Origin of the sequence: Pedobacter sp. AW31-3R (assembly GCF_052180285.1) — a bacterium.
Classification (GTDB): Bacteria; Bacteroidota; Bacteroidia; order Sphingobacteriales; family Sphingobacteriaceae; genus Pedobacter.
The window spans coordinates 511,953-529,259 of record NZ_CP197475.1 but is presented as its reverse complement, the minus strand read 5'-3'; the positions used below and the strand labels follow the sequence as shown (position 1 = coordinate 529,259).

General features: G+C 44.5%; 10 protein-coding genes. 8 read left to right on the top strand and 2 right to left on the bottom strand.

Annotated features, from left to right (window positions below):
• The first annotated feature begins 115 nt into the window (after window positions 1–115).
• The 5 genes from ACSBL2_RS02135 to ACSBL2_RS02115 all read left to right on the top strand — a co-directional run bounded on the left by ACSBL2_RS02135 (window position 116) and on the right by ACSBL2_RS02115 (window position 10,584).
• Entirely contained in the window at window positions 116–3,175 is a 3,060-nt protein-coding gene (locus ACSBL2_RS02135; protein ID WP_442590038.1) for a TonB-dependent receptor, read from the top strand.
• Between the two features lie 8 nt (window positions 3,176–3,183).
• A complete protein-coding gene (locus tag ACSBL2_RS02130) occupies window positions 3,184–4,461 on the top strand; it encodes a fibronectin type III domain-containing protein (protein ID WP_442590037.1) in 1,278 nt (425 codons plus the stop codon).
• 128 nt (window positions 4,462–4,589) lie between these two features.
• Window positions 4,590–4,904: a DUF6660 family protein gene (locus ACSBL2_RS02125; protein ID WP_442590036.1), complete on the top strand. Its 315-nt coding sequence runs from the start codon at window positions 4,590–4,592 to the stop codon at window positions 4,902–4,904.
• Window positions 4,905–5,007: 103 nt separating this feature from the next.
• Window positions 5,008–9,408, top strand: a complete 4,401-nt coding sequence (locus ACSBL2_RS02120; protein WP_442590035.1) for a CusA/CzcA family heavy metal efflux RND transporter — start codon at window positions 5,008–5,010, stop codon at window positions 9,406–9,408.
• A 3-nt stretch (window positions 9,409–9,411) separates the two neighbouring features.
• Window positions 9,412–10,584, top strand: a complete 1,173-nt coding sequence (locus ACSBL2_RS02115; RefSeq protein ID WP_442590034.1) for an efflux RND transporter periplasmic adaptor subunit — start codon at window positions 9,412–9,414, stop codon at window positions 10,582–10,584.
• 118 nt (window positions 10,585–10,702) lie between these two features.
• Here the strand turns inward: ACSBL2_RS02115 and tkt are convergent, their stop codons facing one another.
• Together tkt and ACSBL2_RS02105 are read right to left on the bottom strand one after the other, a co-directional pair.
• The gene (gene tkt, locus ACSBL2_RS02110; protein ID WP_442590033.1) at window positions 10,703–12,712 is read right to left on the bottom strand and encodes a transketolase; all 2,010 of its coding nucleotides are present in this window, start codon (window positions 12,710–12,712) and stop codon (window positions 10,703–10,705) included.
• Window positions 12,713–12,790: 78 nt separating this feature from the next.
• A complete protein-coding gene (locus tag ACSBL2_RS02105) occupies window positions 12,791–13,969 on the bottom strand; it encodes an aldose epimerase family protein (RefSeq protein WP_442590032.1) in 1,179 nt (392 codons plus the stop codon).
• Between the two features lie 157 nt (window positions 13,970–14,126).
• Between ACSBL2_RS02105 and ACSBL2_RS02100 the strand changes: the two genes are divergently transcribed.
• The 3 genes from ACSBL2_RS02100 (at window position 14,127) to ACSBL2_RS02090 (ending at window position 17,306) form a co-directional block, all read left to right on the top strand.
• Window positions 14,127–14,834 carry an NUDIX hydrolase gene (locus tag ACSBL2_RS02100; RefSeq protein WP_442590031.1) on the top strand — a complete coding sequence of 236 codons (708 nt, stop codon included), beginning with the start codon at window positions 14,127–14,129 and terminating at the stop codon, window positions 14,832–14,834.
• Window positions 14,835–14,929: 95 nt separating this feature from the next.
• A complete protein-coding gene (locus tag ACSBL2_RS02095; protein WP_442590030.1) occupies window positions 14,930–16,612 on the top strand; it encodes a ribulokinase in 1,683 nt (560 codons plus the stop codon).
• A complete protein-coding gene (locus ACSBL2_RS02090) occupies window positions 16,605–17,306 on the top strand; it encodes an L-ribulose-5-phosphate 4-epimerase (protein WP_442590029.1) in 702 nt (233 codons plus the stop codon). Before ACSBL2_RS02095 ends, ACSBL2_RS02090 begins: the two co-directional genes overlap by 8 nt.
• Window position 17,307 lies beyond the last annotated feature (1 nt).

Genomic DNA, 17,307 nt, shown 5'->3' with positions numbered 1-17,307 from the left:
AAAGTCGTTCCCGTTTGCTCCGGGAACGACAATTCATCTTTAACTGATGGCGCCAACCATCGGTTACGAATACTTAATATTTAAATCCAGAAAAAATTTAAACACACCCAAATTTATGAAAAAATTCTATGGGGCCACCCGCCTTATGAAAATAATTATGCGTACAAGCTTTATATTCAGCATCATTACCATTGCCTCTTTGAACTTTGTTCAGGCTTCAGCCGTTAAAGGCCAGACCGGACTGGATAAAAGAATCGACATCCGTCTGCAAAATGCCCCCTTTTCAGACTTCCTGAAAGAAATTGAGAAAAAAACTGGGGTAAGCTTTGTGTACACCAACAATGAACTGAGCGCAAACAGGATTTCCGTAAATGACAAAGCCAAGACAGCCAGGACAATCCTTGCTCCTTTCCTGAAGAATAACCACCTTATCCTTATCGAAGATGGTTTCGTCGTGGTCTTAAAAAAGGAAAAAAAGGTTATAGAAACCGCTAAACCCGGTTCCGTTGTGGGTTATGTAAAAGACAAGGAAAATGGCAAGACCCTTCCTTATGCCACAGTGGTCCTTAAAAGTACCAACCGCAAGGTGATTACCGATGTGAACGGATATTTCATTATCGATAACATCAAATCGGGGAATGTCACCCTGCTGGTCAATTATATCGGCTATAAGGCCGCAGAATTTACGGTTAAGGTAGAAGATGGAAAAGTTTCGAATGCAGACCTCCGACTGGAAAGTCAGAATAACGACATGAAAGGGATTACCATTAATGGAATCAGAAGAGGTGAAGCGGTGGCCTTAAGTAACATGCGCAATGCGGATAATATTAAATATGTACTATCAGAAGAACAGATAGAACGTTTTCCTGATGCAACGGTAGGTGAAGCCATGCAACGTGTTCCGGGTATTGCGATGGATTACAGTTATGGCCTTCCCCGCAACATCATCATCAGGGGACTGGACCAGAGTATGGGTTCGGTTACGATGAATGGTAACAGGTTACCTTCTACACAAACCAATTCCAGGGACATCGACTTAAATGGTATCCTGTCTTCTACGGTAGAAGCCATTGAGGTCAATAAAACATTAACGCCTGATCTGGATGCCGACGGTACGTCAGGTTCAGTAAATATCGTGTCCAAAACACCAAAACCAGGAGCGCAACAAATGCAGGTTAAAGGCTCATTTGGAAATAACTGGCTGGTAGACAAACAAAACTTTGATGGATCTGTCACTTACAGCAAAAGGCTTAACAAATGGGGTTTCCTGGGCGGTGTAAACTATAGTAAAACTTACCGTGGAGAAGACCGCGTACAGAAAGACTATGATACGTACGAAGTGAATGGGGAAGAAAGAGTCCTGTTGTCCAACCTGGAACTGGAAGGTTCTGACCTGAAACGCGAAAACATTGGTCTGCAAGGTGAGCTCAGCTATTTCCCGAACGAAAGGACACAGCTTTATCTGAGAGGTTCCTACAATAAATTCTATGAACTTCAGACCCGTGGTACCAAGAGCTTTAACATCGGTGAATATACTGACCTCAACAATGTTGCTGATGTAACCATTGGCTCCAGCGGCTCTCCGAGAGATTACCACAGGGATTTAGCCAGTGTCTCTATCGGCGTTAAAACCGATTTTAACAACTGGAAAGGTAATGCAGATATCACTGCCTCCAGCGGATTGTACGACCAGCCGATTTATTATGATGGGTATTTTACTTATGGCGACCTTTCTGCAGGTCTGGATATCAGTAATCCACGTGCTCCTCAGTTTGACTTTAAAGGCGTGGATGTAAACAATGCCGCCAATTACAAGACCAACGCCTATACCAACAGACATCAGATTGCACATGACAAGGATGTCCAGGCTTCCCTCAACCTGCAGCGTACATTCGACCTGAGTACCAAAAATAAGTTCATGCTGAAGTTCGGTGGAAGATACCGTTACAAGGAAGATGACCACACCAGAAGTTATTACCAGTATAAGTTGAAAACAGGTGAACTGGCCTTATCTAATTTCCAGTCCGGCTACTCGAGAAAAAACTACTTCGATGGTAACTATGACCTTTCCGGTGCCATTTCCAATGGTTACCTGATGGAAGAATATTACCAGGCCAACCGCTCCCTGTTCCAGGAAAATGAAACGTATATCCGTCAGAATACAGACCCTGATTCTTACAATGGCAAGGAAACAATGGGTGCTGCCTATGTAATGGGTAAGCTGACACTGGATAAATTGGATATCATTACCGGGTTAAGGTATGAAAGAACAGGTTTCAATTACAATGGTAATGTCGTATCAATTGACAATACAGGTACCTATGTAAGTACCACTAAAGTAAATACAAAATCTGCTTTTGATGGTTTCTTCCCTAGTTTAAACCTGAAATATTCAATTGATGAGCGTACCAACCTGAGGGCTGCAGTAACCAGATCTTTATCACGTCCGGGTTATTATGACCTTGTGCCATGGCAGGAAGTGGAAACGAATAGGAAAAGGATGAAAATCGGAAACCCGAATTTAGATCAGTCGACTTCTACCAATGTTGATTTCCTTTTTGAACATTACCTGAAATCCTTAGGTTTAATTTCCGGTGGGGTGTTCTATAAAAATATTGACAACTACATTTACGAAAGTATCTATACCCAACAAGGTGGCCAGTTTGATCAATACCGGGTAACACAGACCGTAAACGGTGCAAATGCACATGTGTATGGTTATGAAATTGCATGGCAGCAACAGCTGACCTTCCTTCCTGGATTCCTGAATGGATTTGGTATCTATGGGAACTTCACCCAGATCCAGTCGAAATTTAAAGTTCCAGGAGTGAACGATGTGCGTACAGTACGTCTTCCTTCCATGCGTCCGAAAGTAGGAAATGCCTCTTTATCGTATGAAAAATATGGTTTCTCAGGCCGTATTTCCCTGAATTTCTATGGTACATTTATCAGCGAGCTTGCAGAAGAACAAAAAGACGACCTGATGGAAAAAGGCAGGGCGCAACTGGATTTCTCGGCTTCACAAAAGATCAGCAAAAGCTTCTCTTTATTTATGGGAATCAGCAATATCAACAATGCGCAAACCATTCTTGATTATGGTGATGGAAGACCTAATGACCATAAATATTTCTCTACATGGGCCAACATCGGTTTCAAATTCACTCCATTTAATTAAGTTCACACATGAATAACAGTAAAAAAATTGTTCTTACCCTGATTGCTTTATGTACCATCCAGTTCAGTAAAGCACAATCCTTTAATGCTTCGGCCATGCCAGACAGGGTGATCCTGACCTGGTCGGCCGACCCGGCAACCACACAGTCCGTGACCTGGAGAACAGACAGTACCGTATTGAAAAGTTATGCACAGATCGTGGTGGAAGGAAGTTCACCGAAACTGGAAAAACCGGAAAGTAAGGAATATGATGCCATAACTACCCCACTGAAAGGAGTAGCTTATGAAACAGCCAATTACCACAGCGTCACCTTCACCGGCCTGCAGCCCGACAAGATTTACACGTATCGTGTAGGTGACGGCATCAACTGGAGCGAATGGTTCCAGTTTAAAACTGGTCCGGCCCAGACTAAACCCTTCTCTTTTATTTACCTGGGCGATGCACAGACTGATATCAGGTCGAAATGGTCGCGCGTGATCAGGAGAGCCTTTGCCACACATGGGGATGCCCGCTTTATTGTGCATGCAGGTGACCTGATTAACCGCTCGAACAATGACAGTGAATGGGGAGAATGGCATTATGGTGCTGGCTTTATCAATGGAATGATCCCCAGTATCCCTTCTTCAGGAAACCATGAATATTTCCGTGATGAACAGAAGGTACTTACCCTCGACCCACATTGGAGAGCGCAATACACACTGCCGGAAAATGGTCCTGAAGGATTGAAAGAATCGGTATATTATATCGATTATGCCAATGTACGCCTCATCTCCCTGAATACACAGATGATTGTACTGGATTCCAACTCGATGAAGATACAGGCGAAATGGCTGGAGGAAGTGCTGAAAAACAATCCTAAACAATGGACCATGATTACTTACCACCACCCTATTTATTCTACGGCCAAAGGCAGGGATAACAAAGAGTTCCGTGAGTTATTCAAACCGCTGTTTGATAAATACCATGTGGATATCTTAATGCAAGGCCACGACCATACCTACAGCCGGGGACAAAACCTGCCTACCGGTTTATCGGGCAGGGTGGGCGGACCTATGTATGTGGTCTCTGTAGCAGGCCCGAAAATGTACAAGATGGATGTGACCCCAAGGTGGATGGATGTATTTGCAGAAAACACACAGCTTTTCCAGATCATCTCTGTTGACCATGGTGTCCTGACCTATACTGCTTATAAAGCTTCGGGTGAGGTATTTGATTCTTTTAAACTTAAAAAGACATCAAAAGATAAGGCTGCAGAATTTACTGACCTTAACAAACAAAAAAAATAGATATCAAGGCTAAATAACAATTACGTTTCTCGATTTATACCAGCACAACAAGGAGGTTTGCGAATTTATCCTCCCGGTGCTGGTATTTTTTTTAATAAAAGAAATATATTTGCATCAACCGATTGCGAATGAAACTCTTTTCACTGATTTGCGTAGTTATAGTTTTGGTACTTAATTTTGTACCCTGTGCAGATGCGCAGGAAACTATTTACCAGCATTCCAGTGTTTCCGCTCAGCATCCGGAAACTAACCATTCCCATGGTCTGACAGACAATTGTACTCCATTCTGCCATTGTTCCTGCTGCGCAGCCTCTTCAGTTGCCCAGCTTTTCTATTTAACGGTAGTTCCTCTTCCGGAAATCAACAGTACCCTTATTCCTTATACTCCCGGACGCGATACTGCAGTAGCCCTGCCTATATGGCAACCTCCGCAATGGTGTTAATCTGATTAAGTCCCGTTTCAGGGCCTGAAATTATATTTATTCATCAAGACCATTGCTGCGTTGTTGTTTAGTACCGCAGGAATGATCGTTTTTACCAACATGTATGTTTGATAAGATTATAGCGTTCTCTATAAAGAACAAAGTAACTATTGGGTTGATGACGCTAGGCTTGGTGGTATGGGGGATTTATTCTGCCTACCATTTGCCACTGGATGCACAACCTGATATTACCAATAACCAGGTGCAGGTGATTTCCCAGGCACCCAGTCTGGGTGCCCAGGAAGTAGAGCAGTTTATTACTGCCCCCATTGAGCTTGCCATGGCCAATATTCCCCAAATCCTGGAGAAAAGGTCTATTTCACGATCCGGAATTTCCGTGATCACCCTCGTATTTAAAGACGATACCGATATTTACTGGGCCAGGCAACAGGTGAATGAGCAGCTGAAAGAAGCTGAACAAAGTATTCCGAAAGGATTGACAGAACCACTGCTGGCCCCTATTACAACCGGACTGGGTGAGATCTACCAATATGTGCTGCATACCAAAAAAGGATATGAACAGAAATATTCTGCCACAGACCTCCGTACCCTACAGGACTGGCTGGTCCGTACGCAGCTGGCCGGTACCCCTGGCGTAGCTGAAGTGAGCGGCTGGGGCGGATATGTGAAACAATACGAAATTGCCCTCGATAATGACCAGCTGAATTCACTGGGCTTAACCATTCCCCATGTATATGAAGCCCTGGAGAAAAACAATGAAAATACCGGGGGTTCCTATATTGAGCAGCAGAGCAATGTCTATTTTATCCGCGGACTGGGACAGGTAAAATCACTGGATGACATCGGCAATATTGTGGTCACCAATACCGGGGGCTCGCCGATCCTGATCAGGGATATTGCTAAAGTCCAGTTCGGAAGCGCCACAAGATACGGAGCGGTGACAAGAAATGGCGAAGGCGAAGTCGTGGCCGGCGTCACCCTGATGTTAAAAGGGGAAAACTTTAACCAGGTCATCAAAAATGTAAAAGAACGGATCGTTCAGATCCAGAAATCATTGCCTGAAGGCGTAGTCATAGAACCCTTTATAGACCGTACAGAATTGGTAGGACGTGCCATAGGCACCGTAAAAACCAACCTGTTGGAAGGGGCACTGATTGTGGTCCTTGTACTCGCCTTATTGCTTGGGAACCTGCGTGCAGGTTTGGTCGTGGCCTCTGTTATTCCCCTGGCCATGCTTTTCGCTTTTGGAATGATGTATTTATTTGGGGTATCGGGAAACCTGATGAGCCTGGGTGCGATAGACTTCGGCCTGATTGTGGATGGTGCCGTGATTATTGTGGAGGCTATTGTTTTCCGGCTTACCGAGAGTAAACTCTTTAAGGATCAACCCCGGCTCAACCAGGAGGAAATGGACGAACAAGTCTATATCGCCTCCTCGAAAATACGCAGCAGTGCCGCTTTCGGTGAGATCATTATTCTTATCGTTTACCTCCCTCTTTTTGCACTGACCGGGATTGAAGGGAAAATGTTCCGGCCTATGGCCGAAACAGTGACCTTTGCTATTCTTGGTGCCTTTATCCTTTCCCTGACCTATGTACCGATGATGAGTGCCTTATGCCTCAGCAAAAATACCGTCCACCGAACTACCTTATCGGATAAGTTCATCAGTTACCTGCAGAAAGCCTATGCCAGGGCACTGGCCCCGGTTTTGCGTTTTAAAAGGCTCACGGTATTGATCACCTTCCTGGTGTTCGGATTATCTTTATGGGCATTTAACAGGATGGGCGGAGAGTTTATTCCCACACTAGAGGAAGGTGATCTTACGGTTGAAATCTCCATGATGCAGGGAACTTCTTTATCTGAAGTCGTGAAGACCTTCGGCAAAGCCGAAAAGTTGCTGAAAGCAGAATTCCCGGAACTTAAACAGGCCGTGACCCGCATCGGCAGCTCCGAGATCCCTACAGACCCCATGCCTATGGAACGCGGGGACATGATGCTGGCCATGCAGCCGAAGGACAGCTGGACATCAGCATCATCCCGTGAGGAGATGATGGAGAAAATGGAAGAAACCCTGTCGGCCATCCCCGGAATACATGTAGAAATTACCCAGCCGATGCAAATGCGCTTTAATGAGCTGATGACCGGTATTCGCCAGGATGTGGCGCTCAAGATCTATGGGGATGACCTGGAGGTATTGAGCCGTGAAGCCGAAAAAATTGCCCGGCTGATTGCTCCGCTGAAAGGTGTGGAAACACCCTATGTGGAAAAAGTAAGTGGCCTACCCCAGGTGACGGTCAATTACAACCGCGATAAAATGGCACAATACGGCCTTAACATCAGTGATATCAACATGATTCTTCGAACTGCCTTTGCCGGAAATGTTGCAGGTGTAGTGTTTGAAGGAGAAAAGCGGTTTGATATGGTCGTACGCCTGCAAAGTGAGCTGCGGAATAATATTACCGATGTACAGAACCTGCTGATCCCCCTGGCCTCAGGAAATAAAGTTCCTTTGAGTCAGGTTGCTGCAATTTCTTTTAAAGATGCACCCGCCCAGGTCTCACGTGAAGATGGGAAAAGAAGGATTTTTGTCGGCTTTAATGTCAGCGGCAGGGATGTAGAAAGTACAGTGGAAGAAATACAGCAGCTGATGGATGAAAAACTGAAATTACCTGCAGGATATTACATGACCTATGGAGGTCAGTTTCAGAACCTGCTGGCCGCAAAGGAACGGTTAATGGTAGCAGTACCCGCAGCACTGTTGCTGATCCTGGTTTTACTGTACATCACCTTTCGTTCAGTGAAACAAAGTCTGCTGATATTTACCGCCGTGCCCCTCGCTGCGATAGGTGGTATTGCAGCCTTATTGTTAAGGGACATGCCTTTCAGTATTTCTGCGGGGGTGGGTTTTATTGCCCTCTTCGGGGTTTCCGTACTGAATGGCATTGTGCTGATCGGCTATTTTAACCATCTAAAGGAAACCGGCATGGATGATATTTACCAGCGTGTGATGGAAGGAACGAAAGTACGCCTGCGTCCGGTACTGATGACAGCTGCCGTAGCCACCTTCGGCTTTTTGCCAATGGCCTTGTCGGCAAGCGCAGGTGCTGAAGTACAGCGTCCACTCGCCACTGTAGTGATTGGTGGCCTGATTACCGCAACCTTACTGACCTTGTTTGTACTGCCCTGCCTGTATATCCTGTTTAACGACAGGAAAGGAAATCAATTGAATCATCCCGAACATAGTCATCCTATGCTTTCTAAACCAGCACTACTGATCCTGTTTACCACTGGCCTGTTTTTCGGAACCGGTCTATCGGCCAGCGCCCAGACTCCACCACCTGCAGAACTGGACATCATTATTTCCAGGGTATTAAAGAGCAATATGCAGTTGCAGGCAGCAGGATTGTCTACCGCACAATCAAAGGCGCTGATCAAATCAGCAGTAGACCTGCCCAAAACGGAGCTGATGTTGACACAGGATCCTACCAGTGGGGGAAATATTGATAATGCTTTGGGGATTACACAAAGTTTCGCCTGGCCGGGATGGTATAAAAACCAGAAAAAACTGCTGAACCAGTCTTCAGTCCTGGCAGAACAAACGGGAAACAGTAGCCGCGAAGCGGTTATCAAAGAAGTGAAACTCGCCTATTATGGCTACCTGCTAGGAAAACAGGTATTAACGCTGCTAAATAAACAGGATAGTATTTACCTTGATTTTACCAAAAAAGCAGAAACCAGGGTGAAGACCGGGGAAACTTCCAATCTGGAACTTCTCAGTGCAAGGAATAAATATCAGGAAATCCAGTTGCTCAAGTTAAATGCCCGTGCTGACTTACGGAACCATGAGCTCAGGCTGCTTCAGCTGCAAAATGATAGTGTCCCGGTGTTGCCTTCGGCATCCCTCCTTCCGGTACTGTTCAGCGACACGGCCGTTCATGCGGATACCTTTCAGGAGAATGCATTCCTGAAACAGGAACAACAGCAGATCAAGGTCGCAGATGCACGTATTGCGGTAGAAAAATCTAAGGTCATGCCCGATATCACATTGGGCTACAGTCAGCAGCTGGTGCTGAATTCATTCGATCCAGCGGGGATCAACCGTGGTTATTTTCCGGGAACAAGGATCGGAGGATTCCAGGTAGGCCTGGCGGTACCTGTTTTCAATGGCGCCAACCGCGCAAGGATTAAAAGTGAGCGGCTGGCCAGCCAGATTGCAAGAGTGAATTATGAACAAAGCAGGTCAATGACCGTACTCAGTTATCAGCAGGAACTTGAGCAATACAAGATCCAGCTGCAGGCAGTGAATTATTACCAGTCTTCCGGATTAAAGCAGGCAGAAGAACAACTGCGGATAGCCCAGGTTTCATTTGACCTGGGAGAGATCGGCTATATCGAATACATTCAGCACCTGTCGGCTGCCATACAAACAAAACTTGCCTATCTCAGCGCTATAGAACGCCTCAACGAATCTGTTATTCAGTTACAATTTTTAAAAGGAGAATAAACCATGAAACTACTTACCTATAAACTTGTTTTTCTGCTGCTGCCATTTCTGGTCATTGCGTCCTGCTCGGAAGAGAAAAAGGAACAGGCAACGGAAGAAACCAGTACGGAAACAGGTACACAAGAACTATCACTTTCTCCGCAACAGATGCAGTCTGTCGGGATTACCATTGGTAAAATAGAAAGGAAAAATTTAAACAGCATTGTGAAAGCAAACGGACAACTCGCTGTTCCGCCGCAGAATAAGGCCGATGTCAGCGTCCTGTCGGGCGGAATGATCAGGGACATCAGGGTGCTGGAAGGACAGCGTGTTAGCCATGGGCAGGTACTGGCCACAGTTGAAAACCAGGAGCTCATTAAAATACAGCAGGATTATCTGGGCGCAAAAAATAACTTCAGCTATGTCCAGGCAGAATACAAGCGCCAGCAGCAACTGGCAGCAGCCGGTGCCGGTACAGGTAAATTTTTTCAGGCCGCAGAAGCGAGTTATCATGCCGAACTTTCAAAGATCAATGCGTATGAGAGTCAGCTGCGGCAGCTGGGCATTGCTCCGGCAAAGATCGCCAAAGGGCATATCGTTTCCCGGTTTCCGCTGATTTCACCGATCAGCGGTACTGTGGGACAGATCTCCGCCAATATCGGAGCCTTCGTACAACCAGGCACTTCCATTATGGAAGTGGTAGACAATTCAAAGATCCACTGTGACCTCATTGTATTTGAGAAAGACCTGATGAAAGTGAAACTGGGACAACAGGTAGATTTTCAGCTGACCAATCAGGAGAATGAACAGATCAAAGGAAAGATTAATGGAATCAATAAGTCCTTTGAAAACGAGAGCAAAGGCGTGATTGTACATGCAGTAATTGAAAATCCCGCCAGGCTGAACCTTATTCCAGGAATGTATGTAACCGCATTAATTGGTGTTGGAGCACAGCTTTCCGATGCGGTACCCGTAGATGCAGTTGTCCGCTCTGAGGGTAAAGAATACATTTTTGTGGTGGATAAAAAAGCCGGGGATAAGGTATATTTCAGGATGGCTGAAGTAAAAACCGGCGTTGCAGAACTGGGCTATATACAGATCATGCCCATGCAGAAATTAGACGCCGGGGTAGAGATCGCTAAAAATGGGGCCTTCTACCTGCAGTCCAAATCGACCGGAGGTGCCGAAGAAGAATAGATTCCATCCCCCATGAGACAAAAATCCTTCAGCCGGGGATCTGTCTATTCAGCTGACAACAGCATAAAAAAGGGCCCGCAACTTACATGACGGGCCCTCGATTTGAATATTTAACCGTTTATTTTTCCAGTAAAGCTTTCGCTTTAGCCACTACATTATCAATAGTAAATCCGAAAAGCTTATACAGTTCTTCTGCCGGAGCAGACTCACCGAAAGTATTCATGGCAATAATATCACCTTCATCGGTCACATATTTATGCCATCCCAATGGAGATCCTGTTTCTACAGCCAGACGTTTTCTGATCGCTTTAGGGAAGACCTCTTCTTTATAAGCGGCATCCTGTTTTTCAAAAAGCTCCCATGATGGCATACTCACCACACGGGCAGCAATACCTTCTTCTTTAAGTTTAACCTGGGCATCCATAATCAAGGCGACTTCAGATCCGGTAGCGACAAGAATCAATTCAGGAGCAGTTTCGGGCTCAGAAAGGATATAGGCACCTTTTTCCAATAATTCAGCTTTACCATATTTCTCCTGATCCAGTACAGGTAAACCTTGTCTGGTAAATACCAATACGACCGGGCCGTCTTTATGCTCAACAGCTACACGCCATGCCTGTGCGGTTTCATTCGCATCAGCAGGACGGATCACCGTGATATTCGGAATAGAGCGTAAGGAGATCAGCTGCTCAACAGGCTGGTGAGTCGTTCCATCTTCCCCTAAGCCAATACTGTCATGGGTATACACAAAGATAGGGTTGATCTTCATGATCGCCGCCAGACGAATAGGCGGGCGCATATATTCAGAGAACATCAGGAAAGTAGCACCGAAAGGGATAATACCTTTGGTTAAGGCCATACCCACCAAGGCAGAACCCATGGCATGCTCACGGATACCGAAGTGGAAATTACGTCCAGCCCTGTTTTCTGAGGTGAATGAATCGTATTTTTTTAAATTCGTTTCTGTTGAGGGGGCAAGATCGGCAGCACCACCAATTAGACCAGGAAGTACATCAGCAATGGCATTCAATACTTTTCCTGAAGCCTGGCGTGTGGCCATTTTATCTTTCGAAGGCGCAAATACCGGTAAGGCATCTTTCCAGCCTGCAGGTAATTCTCCATTGGCCAGCAATTCATATTCTGCTGCCAGTTCAGGGAATTCTTCCTTGTATTTAGCGAATAACTCATCCCATGCTTTGTTGGCCTCAGCACCTTTGTGACCAGCTGCCTGGTAATATTCGGCTACTTCAGCAGGAACAGCAAAAGATTCATCAGGATTGAAACCGAAGAATTCTTTTACCAACCTGATTTCATCTGCACCCAGTGGTGAACCATGGGAACCGGCAGTGTTTACCTTATTCGGACTACCATAACCAATTTGTGTACGCACTTTAATCAGGGATGGTTTTTGTGTTTCAGCTTTCGCATTGCGAACAGCATTCACAATAGCAGCCACATCATTTCCATCTTCTACCACCTGTACATGCCAGTTGTAAGCTTCGAAACGTTTGGCTACATCCTCATTGAAAGCAATATCAGTAGAACCTTCAATAGAGATATGGTTATCATCATACAGATAAATAATGTTGCCCAATTCCAGGTGACCAGCCAAAGAAGCGGCTTCTGAAGTTACCCCTTCCATCATATCACCATCACTGCAGATCGCATAGATTTTATAATCGAAAAGTTCATATCCTGGTTTGTTGTAACGTGCAGCCAGGTTTTTCTGACCGATCGCAAATCCTACCCCATTGGCAAAACCCTGTCCCAGCGGACCAGTAGTAACATCAACACCATCAATCAGGCCATGCTCCGGGTGTCCTGCAGTTTTACTGTGCAGCTGACGGAAACTTTTCAGGTCGTCAATAGTGACGTTATAACCCGTAAGGTGCAGCAAACTGTATTGTAACATACAGCCATGTCCTGCAGATAAAATAAATCTATCCCTGTTTGCCCATTCCGGGTTTTTAGGGTTAAATTTCATATAATGCGAATAAAGTACGTGACCCATCGGGGCTGCGCCCATTGGCATACCCGGGTGACCAGAATTTGCTTTCTGTACCCCATCAATTGATAATGTACGTACAGTGTTAATTGCTAATTCTTCAATTTTTAACGTTGAATCCATGTTTTAAATTTTAATGACATCTTAACGAAGGACATCCTGCTTAACAATGGGCAAAATGTCCTTCCTGTTTTAAAGAACTTATTTTTTTACAGTGAACTTATAAACGGAGACCGTTTTGTAAGTTTCTCCTGGTTTTAATTCTGTAGAAGGGAATGAAGGCTGGTTAGGTGAATCAGGAGAATGTTGCGTCTCCAGGCAGAAAGCAGAACGGAAGCCATACGTCGCATTTCCTTTTCCATAGTTTACCTCATCGGTCAGGAAGTTACCACTGTAGAACTGGATCGCAGGCTCTTCAGTGAATACCTGCATCACAATACCTGTTTTTGCACTACCCACTGTAGCAGCCAGACGCAAACCTTTGTCTTTCCTTAATACCCAGTTGTGATCATATCCTTTACCATTTTTCAATTGCTCATCTGCATCATCAATGTTAGCGCCAATCAGTTTCGCTGCGGTAAAGTCAAACGGTGTTCCTTTAACTTTCACCAGTTTACCGGTTGGGATAAGGGTCTTGTCCACTGGTGTATATTCATCAGCCTCTAATTGCAGGGAATGATCTGTAATCGTTTTATCACCGGCACCATTCAGGTTGAAATAGGCATGGTTGGTCAGGTTGACTACTGTTGCTTTATCCGTTGTTGCGTTGTAAGTGATTTTCAGGGAATTGTCGTCTTCCAAAGAATACACCACCTTTACGGTCAGGTTTCCAGGATATCCGGCTTCGCCATCTTTAGAAAAATACGAAAGCTCCAGGGTATGGTCATCGGTTTGTTTGGCATCCCATACTTTTTTATAAAAACCGTTGAAACCACCGTGTAAGGTATTCACACCATCGTTTACCTCTACCTGGTAAGGTTTACCTTCCAGACTGAATTTACCCTTCGCAATTCTGTTTCCATAACGGCCAATCAGGGCACCGAAGAAAAATTCTTCCTTACGCTGATAAGATTTCAGACTGTCATGCCCTAAAACTACATCCACAAACTTGTCATCCTTATCTTTAACCAGTAAAGAAACCAGCCTGCCACCGAAGTTGGTGATTGCGGCCTGATTGCCCTCCTTATTCTTAAGAATATATAAATGTGTCTTTTTTTGATCCGTCGTACCAGTAAAGGCCGTAGAATCTGGTAATGAAGTTGTTACTGTGGTCTGTGTGCTATCTGCAGCCGTATCTTTTGGTGTTGAAGAGGAATTACAACCTGCGAGTATTCCGGATACGAAAAGCGCAGCTAAAAAAAGATTTTGATTTGTTTTCATAATTTATTTTACGGTTTATATATTAGTCGGTGCCAAAATAGAGAAAAAAATATTAAACGTCAAAACAACGATTAATATAATTCTTATTAAGTTTGTGATGTTAAATCTTTTATCTAATATTATTAAATAATCTGCATTTAACCTAATTATCGCTTTAATGACTGACTACACTAATGAAACTAAAATGCTGCTCGCTGTAGACTGCATTATATTTGGGTTTGACGGAGAGAACTTAAAAATTCTTTTAATCAAAAGGGGCTTTGAACCTGAAATGGGAAAATGGAGTCTCATGGGCGGCTTTATCCAGGAAAATGAAAGTCTTGACGAAGCGGCCAATAAAATCCTTTTGCAGTTAACTGGGCTTGACGGGGTATACCTGGAGCAGCTGCATGCTTTTGGTGAACCTTCAAGAGATCCCAAACACCGTATTGTTTCTGTAGCTTATTTTGCACTGATTGACATTCATAAGTATGAAACCCAGTTAAGTGATCGTTACCATGCGGAATGGTTCCTGATGAATGAAATGCCGAAACTTGTCTTCGACCATGGGGAAATGGTGGAAATTGCCAGACAGAAGATAAGATATAAAGCTGCACTTCACCCGCTATTGTTTGAATTGCTGCCGAGAAAGTTTACCATTCCCCAGTTGCAGAGTTTATATGAGGGAGTCTACAATACGCAGATAGACAACCGTAACTTCATCAGAAAACTGACTTCGACAGGTCTGCTGATCAAGCTGGAGGAGAAAGATAAATCAAATTCCAAGAAAGGTGCATTTTATTTCAAACTGGACAAGAAAAAGTACAAAGCCAAATTCCAGGCATTTCTCAATTTTATACCCAATCCTGAAAACCTCATCAGTTAGGCCTTAAAGGCCTATTTACAAAAGAAATGACTGAAAAGTTTTAAAAAATTTCATTTAATAAATAAATAAACGTTAATTAGACATTTATTTATTTTATGAAACCAGATATATATGTAATTGGGGTCGATTACGGATCAGATTCAGTTCGTTCGGTACTCGTAAACGCAGAGAATGGTGAAGAGATTGCTTCTTCAGTTTTTAACTATCCAAGATGGCAAAAAGGATTATTTTGTAATCCTTCCATCAATCAGTTCAGACAGCATCCTTTAGATTATACTGAAGGACTGGAGTACACGATAAAGGATTGTATTGCACAGGCAGGTGGCGCAGCTGCTGCCGCAGCAGTAAAGGCAATTGCGGTGGACACTACAGGATCAACACCTGTAGCGGTAAACAAAGCGGGAACGCCCTTGGCGTTACTTCCTGAATTTCAGGAAAACCCACACGCGATGTTTGTACTCTGGAAAGACCATACCGCGGTGAAAGAAGCGGCTCAGATCAATGAGCATGCACAAAAGTCAGCTATCAACTATCTGGATTATTGTGGAGGCATTTATTCTTCTGAATGGTTTTGGGCAAAATTGCTGAGAACCTTACGTACAGATGAACAAGTTAGGGAAGCATGTTACTCATGGGTAGAGCATTGCGACTGGATTCCTTTCCTGCTTACCGGCGGAACGGATGTAAAAGAAATGAAACGCAGCCGTTGTGCCGCAGGCCATAAAGCATTATGGGCTGAGCAATTTGACGGACTGCCACCAAATGAGTTCTTCAGCTCACTGGATCCTCTTTTGGATGGTTATACCGACCAGCTTTTCAAAGAAACCTATACCTCCGATGAGTCGGCCGGCTTTTTAAGTCAGGAATGGGCAGATAAATTGGGCTTAAGCACTTCAGTAGTTATTGGTGTAGGTGCTTTTGATGCACACATGGGTGCTGTTGGCGGACAGATTGAACCTTATCACCTGAGCAAGGTAATGGGTACTTCTACCTGCGATATCCTTGTTGCACCTGCAACAGATATGGAAGGCAAGCTGATCAAGGGTATTTGTGGACAGGTTAACGGCTCTGTTATCCCTGGAATGATGGGTCTTGAAGCAGGACAATCTGCCTTCGGTGATACCTATGCCTGGTTAAAAAACATCTTAAGCTGGCCGGTTAAAAACATCCTTCGTGAGTCGGCATTAATCGATGAAGCCACTGCTAAAGCGCTGGAAGAAGAAATGCTGGACAACATTATTCCATTGTTGAGCAAACAAGCTGCCTTATTGCCTAAAAACGATGACGATGAGCTGGGTGTAGACTGGTTTAATGGCAGAAGAACACCTGATGCCAATCAGGAGCTGAAAGCTGCATTATCCAACCTTGACCTTGGTACTGATGCCCCTAGATTATTCAGAGCTATTGCAGAGTCGACCTGTTTCGGGGCAAAAAATATTGTAGACCGTTTTATCGCTGAAGGTATTCCAGTGAAAGGAATTATTGGTATCGGTGGTGTGGCGAAAAAATCACCTTACATCATGCAGATGATGTCAGACATCCTGAACATGCCAATCCGTATCCACCAGTTTAAACATACCTGTGCACTGGGAGCAGCCATGTTTGCCGCAGTAGTTGCAGGAATCTACCCTACAGTGGAAGAAGCAATGGTAGGCATGGGACGTGGCTTCGATGCAGAATACTATCCTAATGAGGAAGATGTAGCTTATTATGCGAACCGTTACCCACGTTATAAAGCATTAGGTGATTACATAGAAAACAATACAAATCATGAGTAACCAATATCAGGATATCAGGGAAAAAGCTTATGCAGCCAATATGCAGCTGCCTAAGCTGGGACTTGTGCTTTTCACATTCGGAAATGCAAGTGCTGCCGACAGGGAAAAAAAGGTATTTGCGATTAAACCAAGCGGTGTACCTTACGAAGATTTATCGCCGGAAAATATGGTCATCGTTGACTTCGACGGCAATACTGTTGAAGGCGATTTACGTCCTTCATCGGATACACAGACCCATGCTGTTTTATACAAACACTGGGAAAATATCGGCGGTATTGTGCATACGCACTCTACCTATGGTACTGCATGGGCACAATCATTAAAATCAATTCCCGTGTATGGCACTACCCATGCAGACCATACCACGGCATCGATCCCCTGTGCGCCGCCGATGAGTGATGACAAGATCAAAGGAAACTATGAGTACGAAACAGGCTTCCAGATCATTGATCACCTGAAGGAACTTGGACTGAACTATGCTGATGTAGAGATGATCCTGGTAGGTAACCATGCGCCGTTCACCTGGGGTAAAACTGCTGAAAAGGCTGTCTACAACAGTGCTGTAGTGGAAGAAGTGGCTAAAATGGCTTTCCTTACCGAACAGATCAACAGGGATGTACGCCCCATGAAAGATGCACTTATTAATAAACATTACGAGAGGAAACACGGTGTGGGTTCCTACTACGGCCAATAAC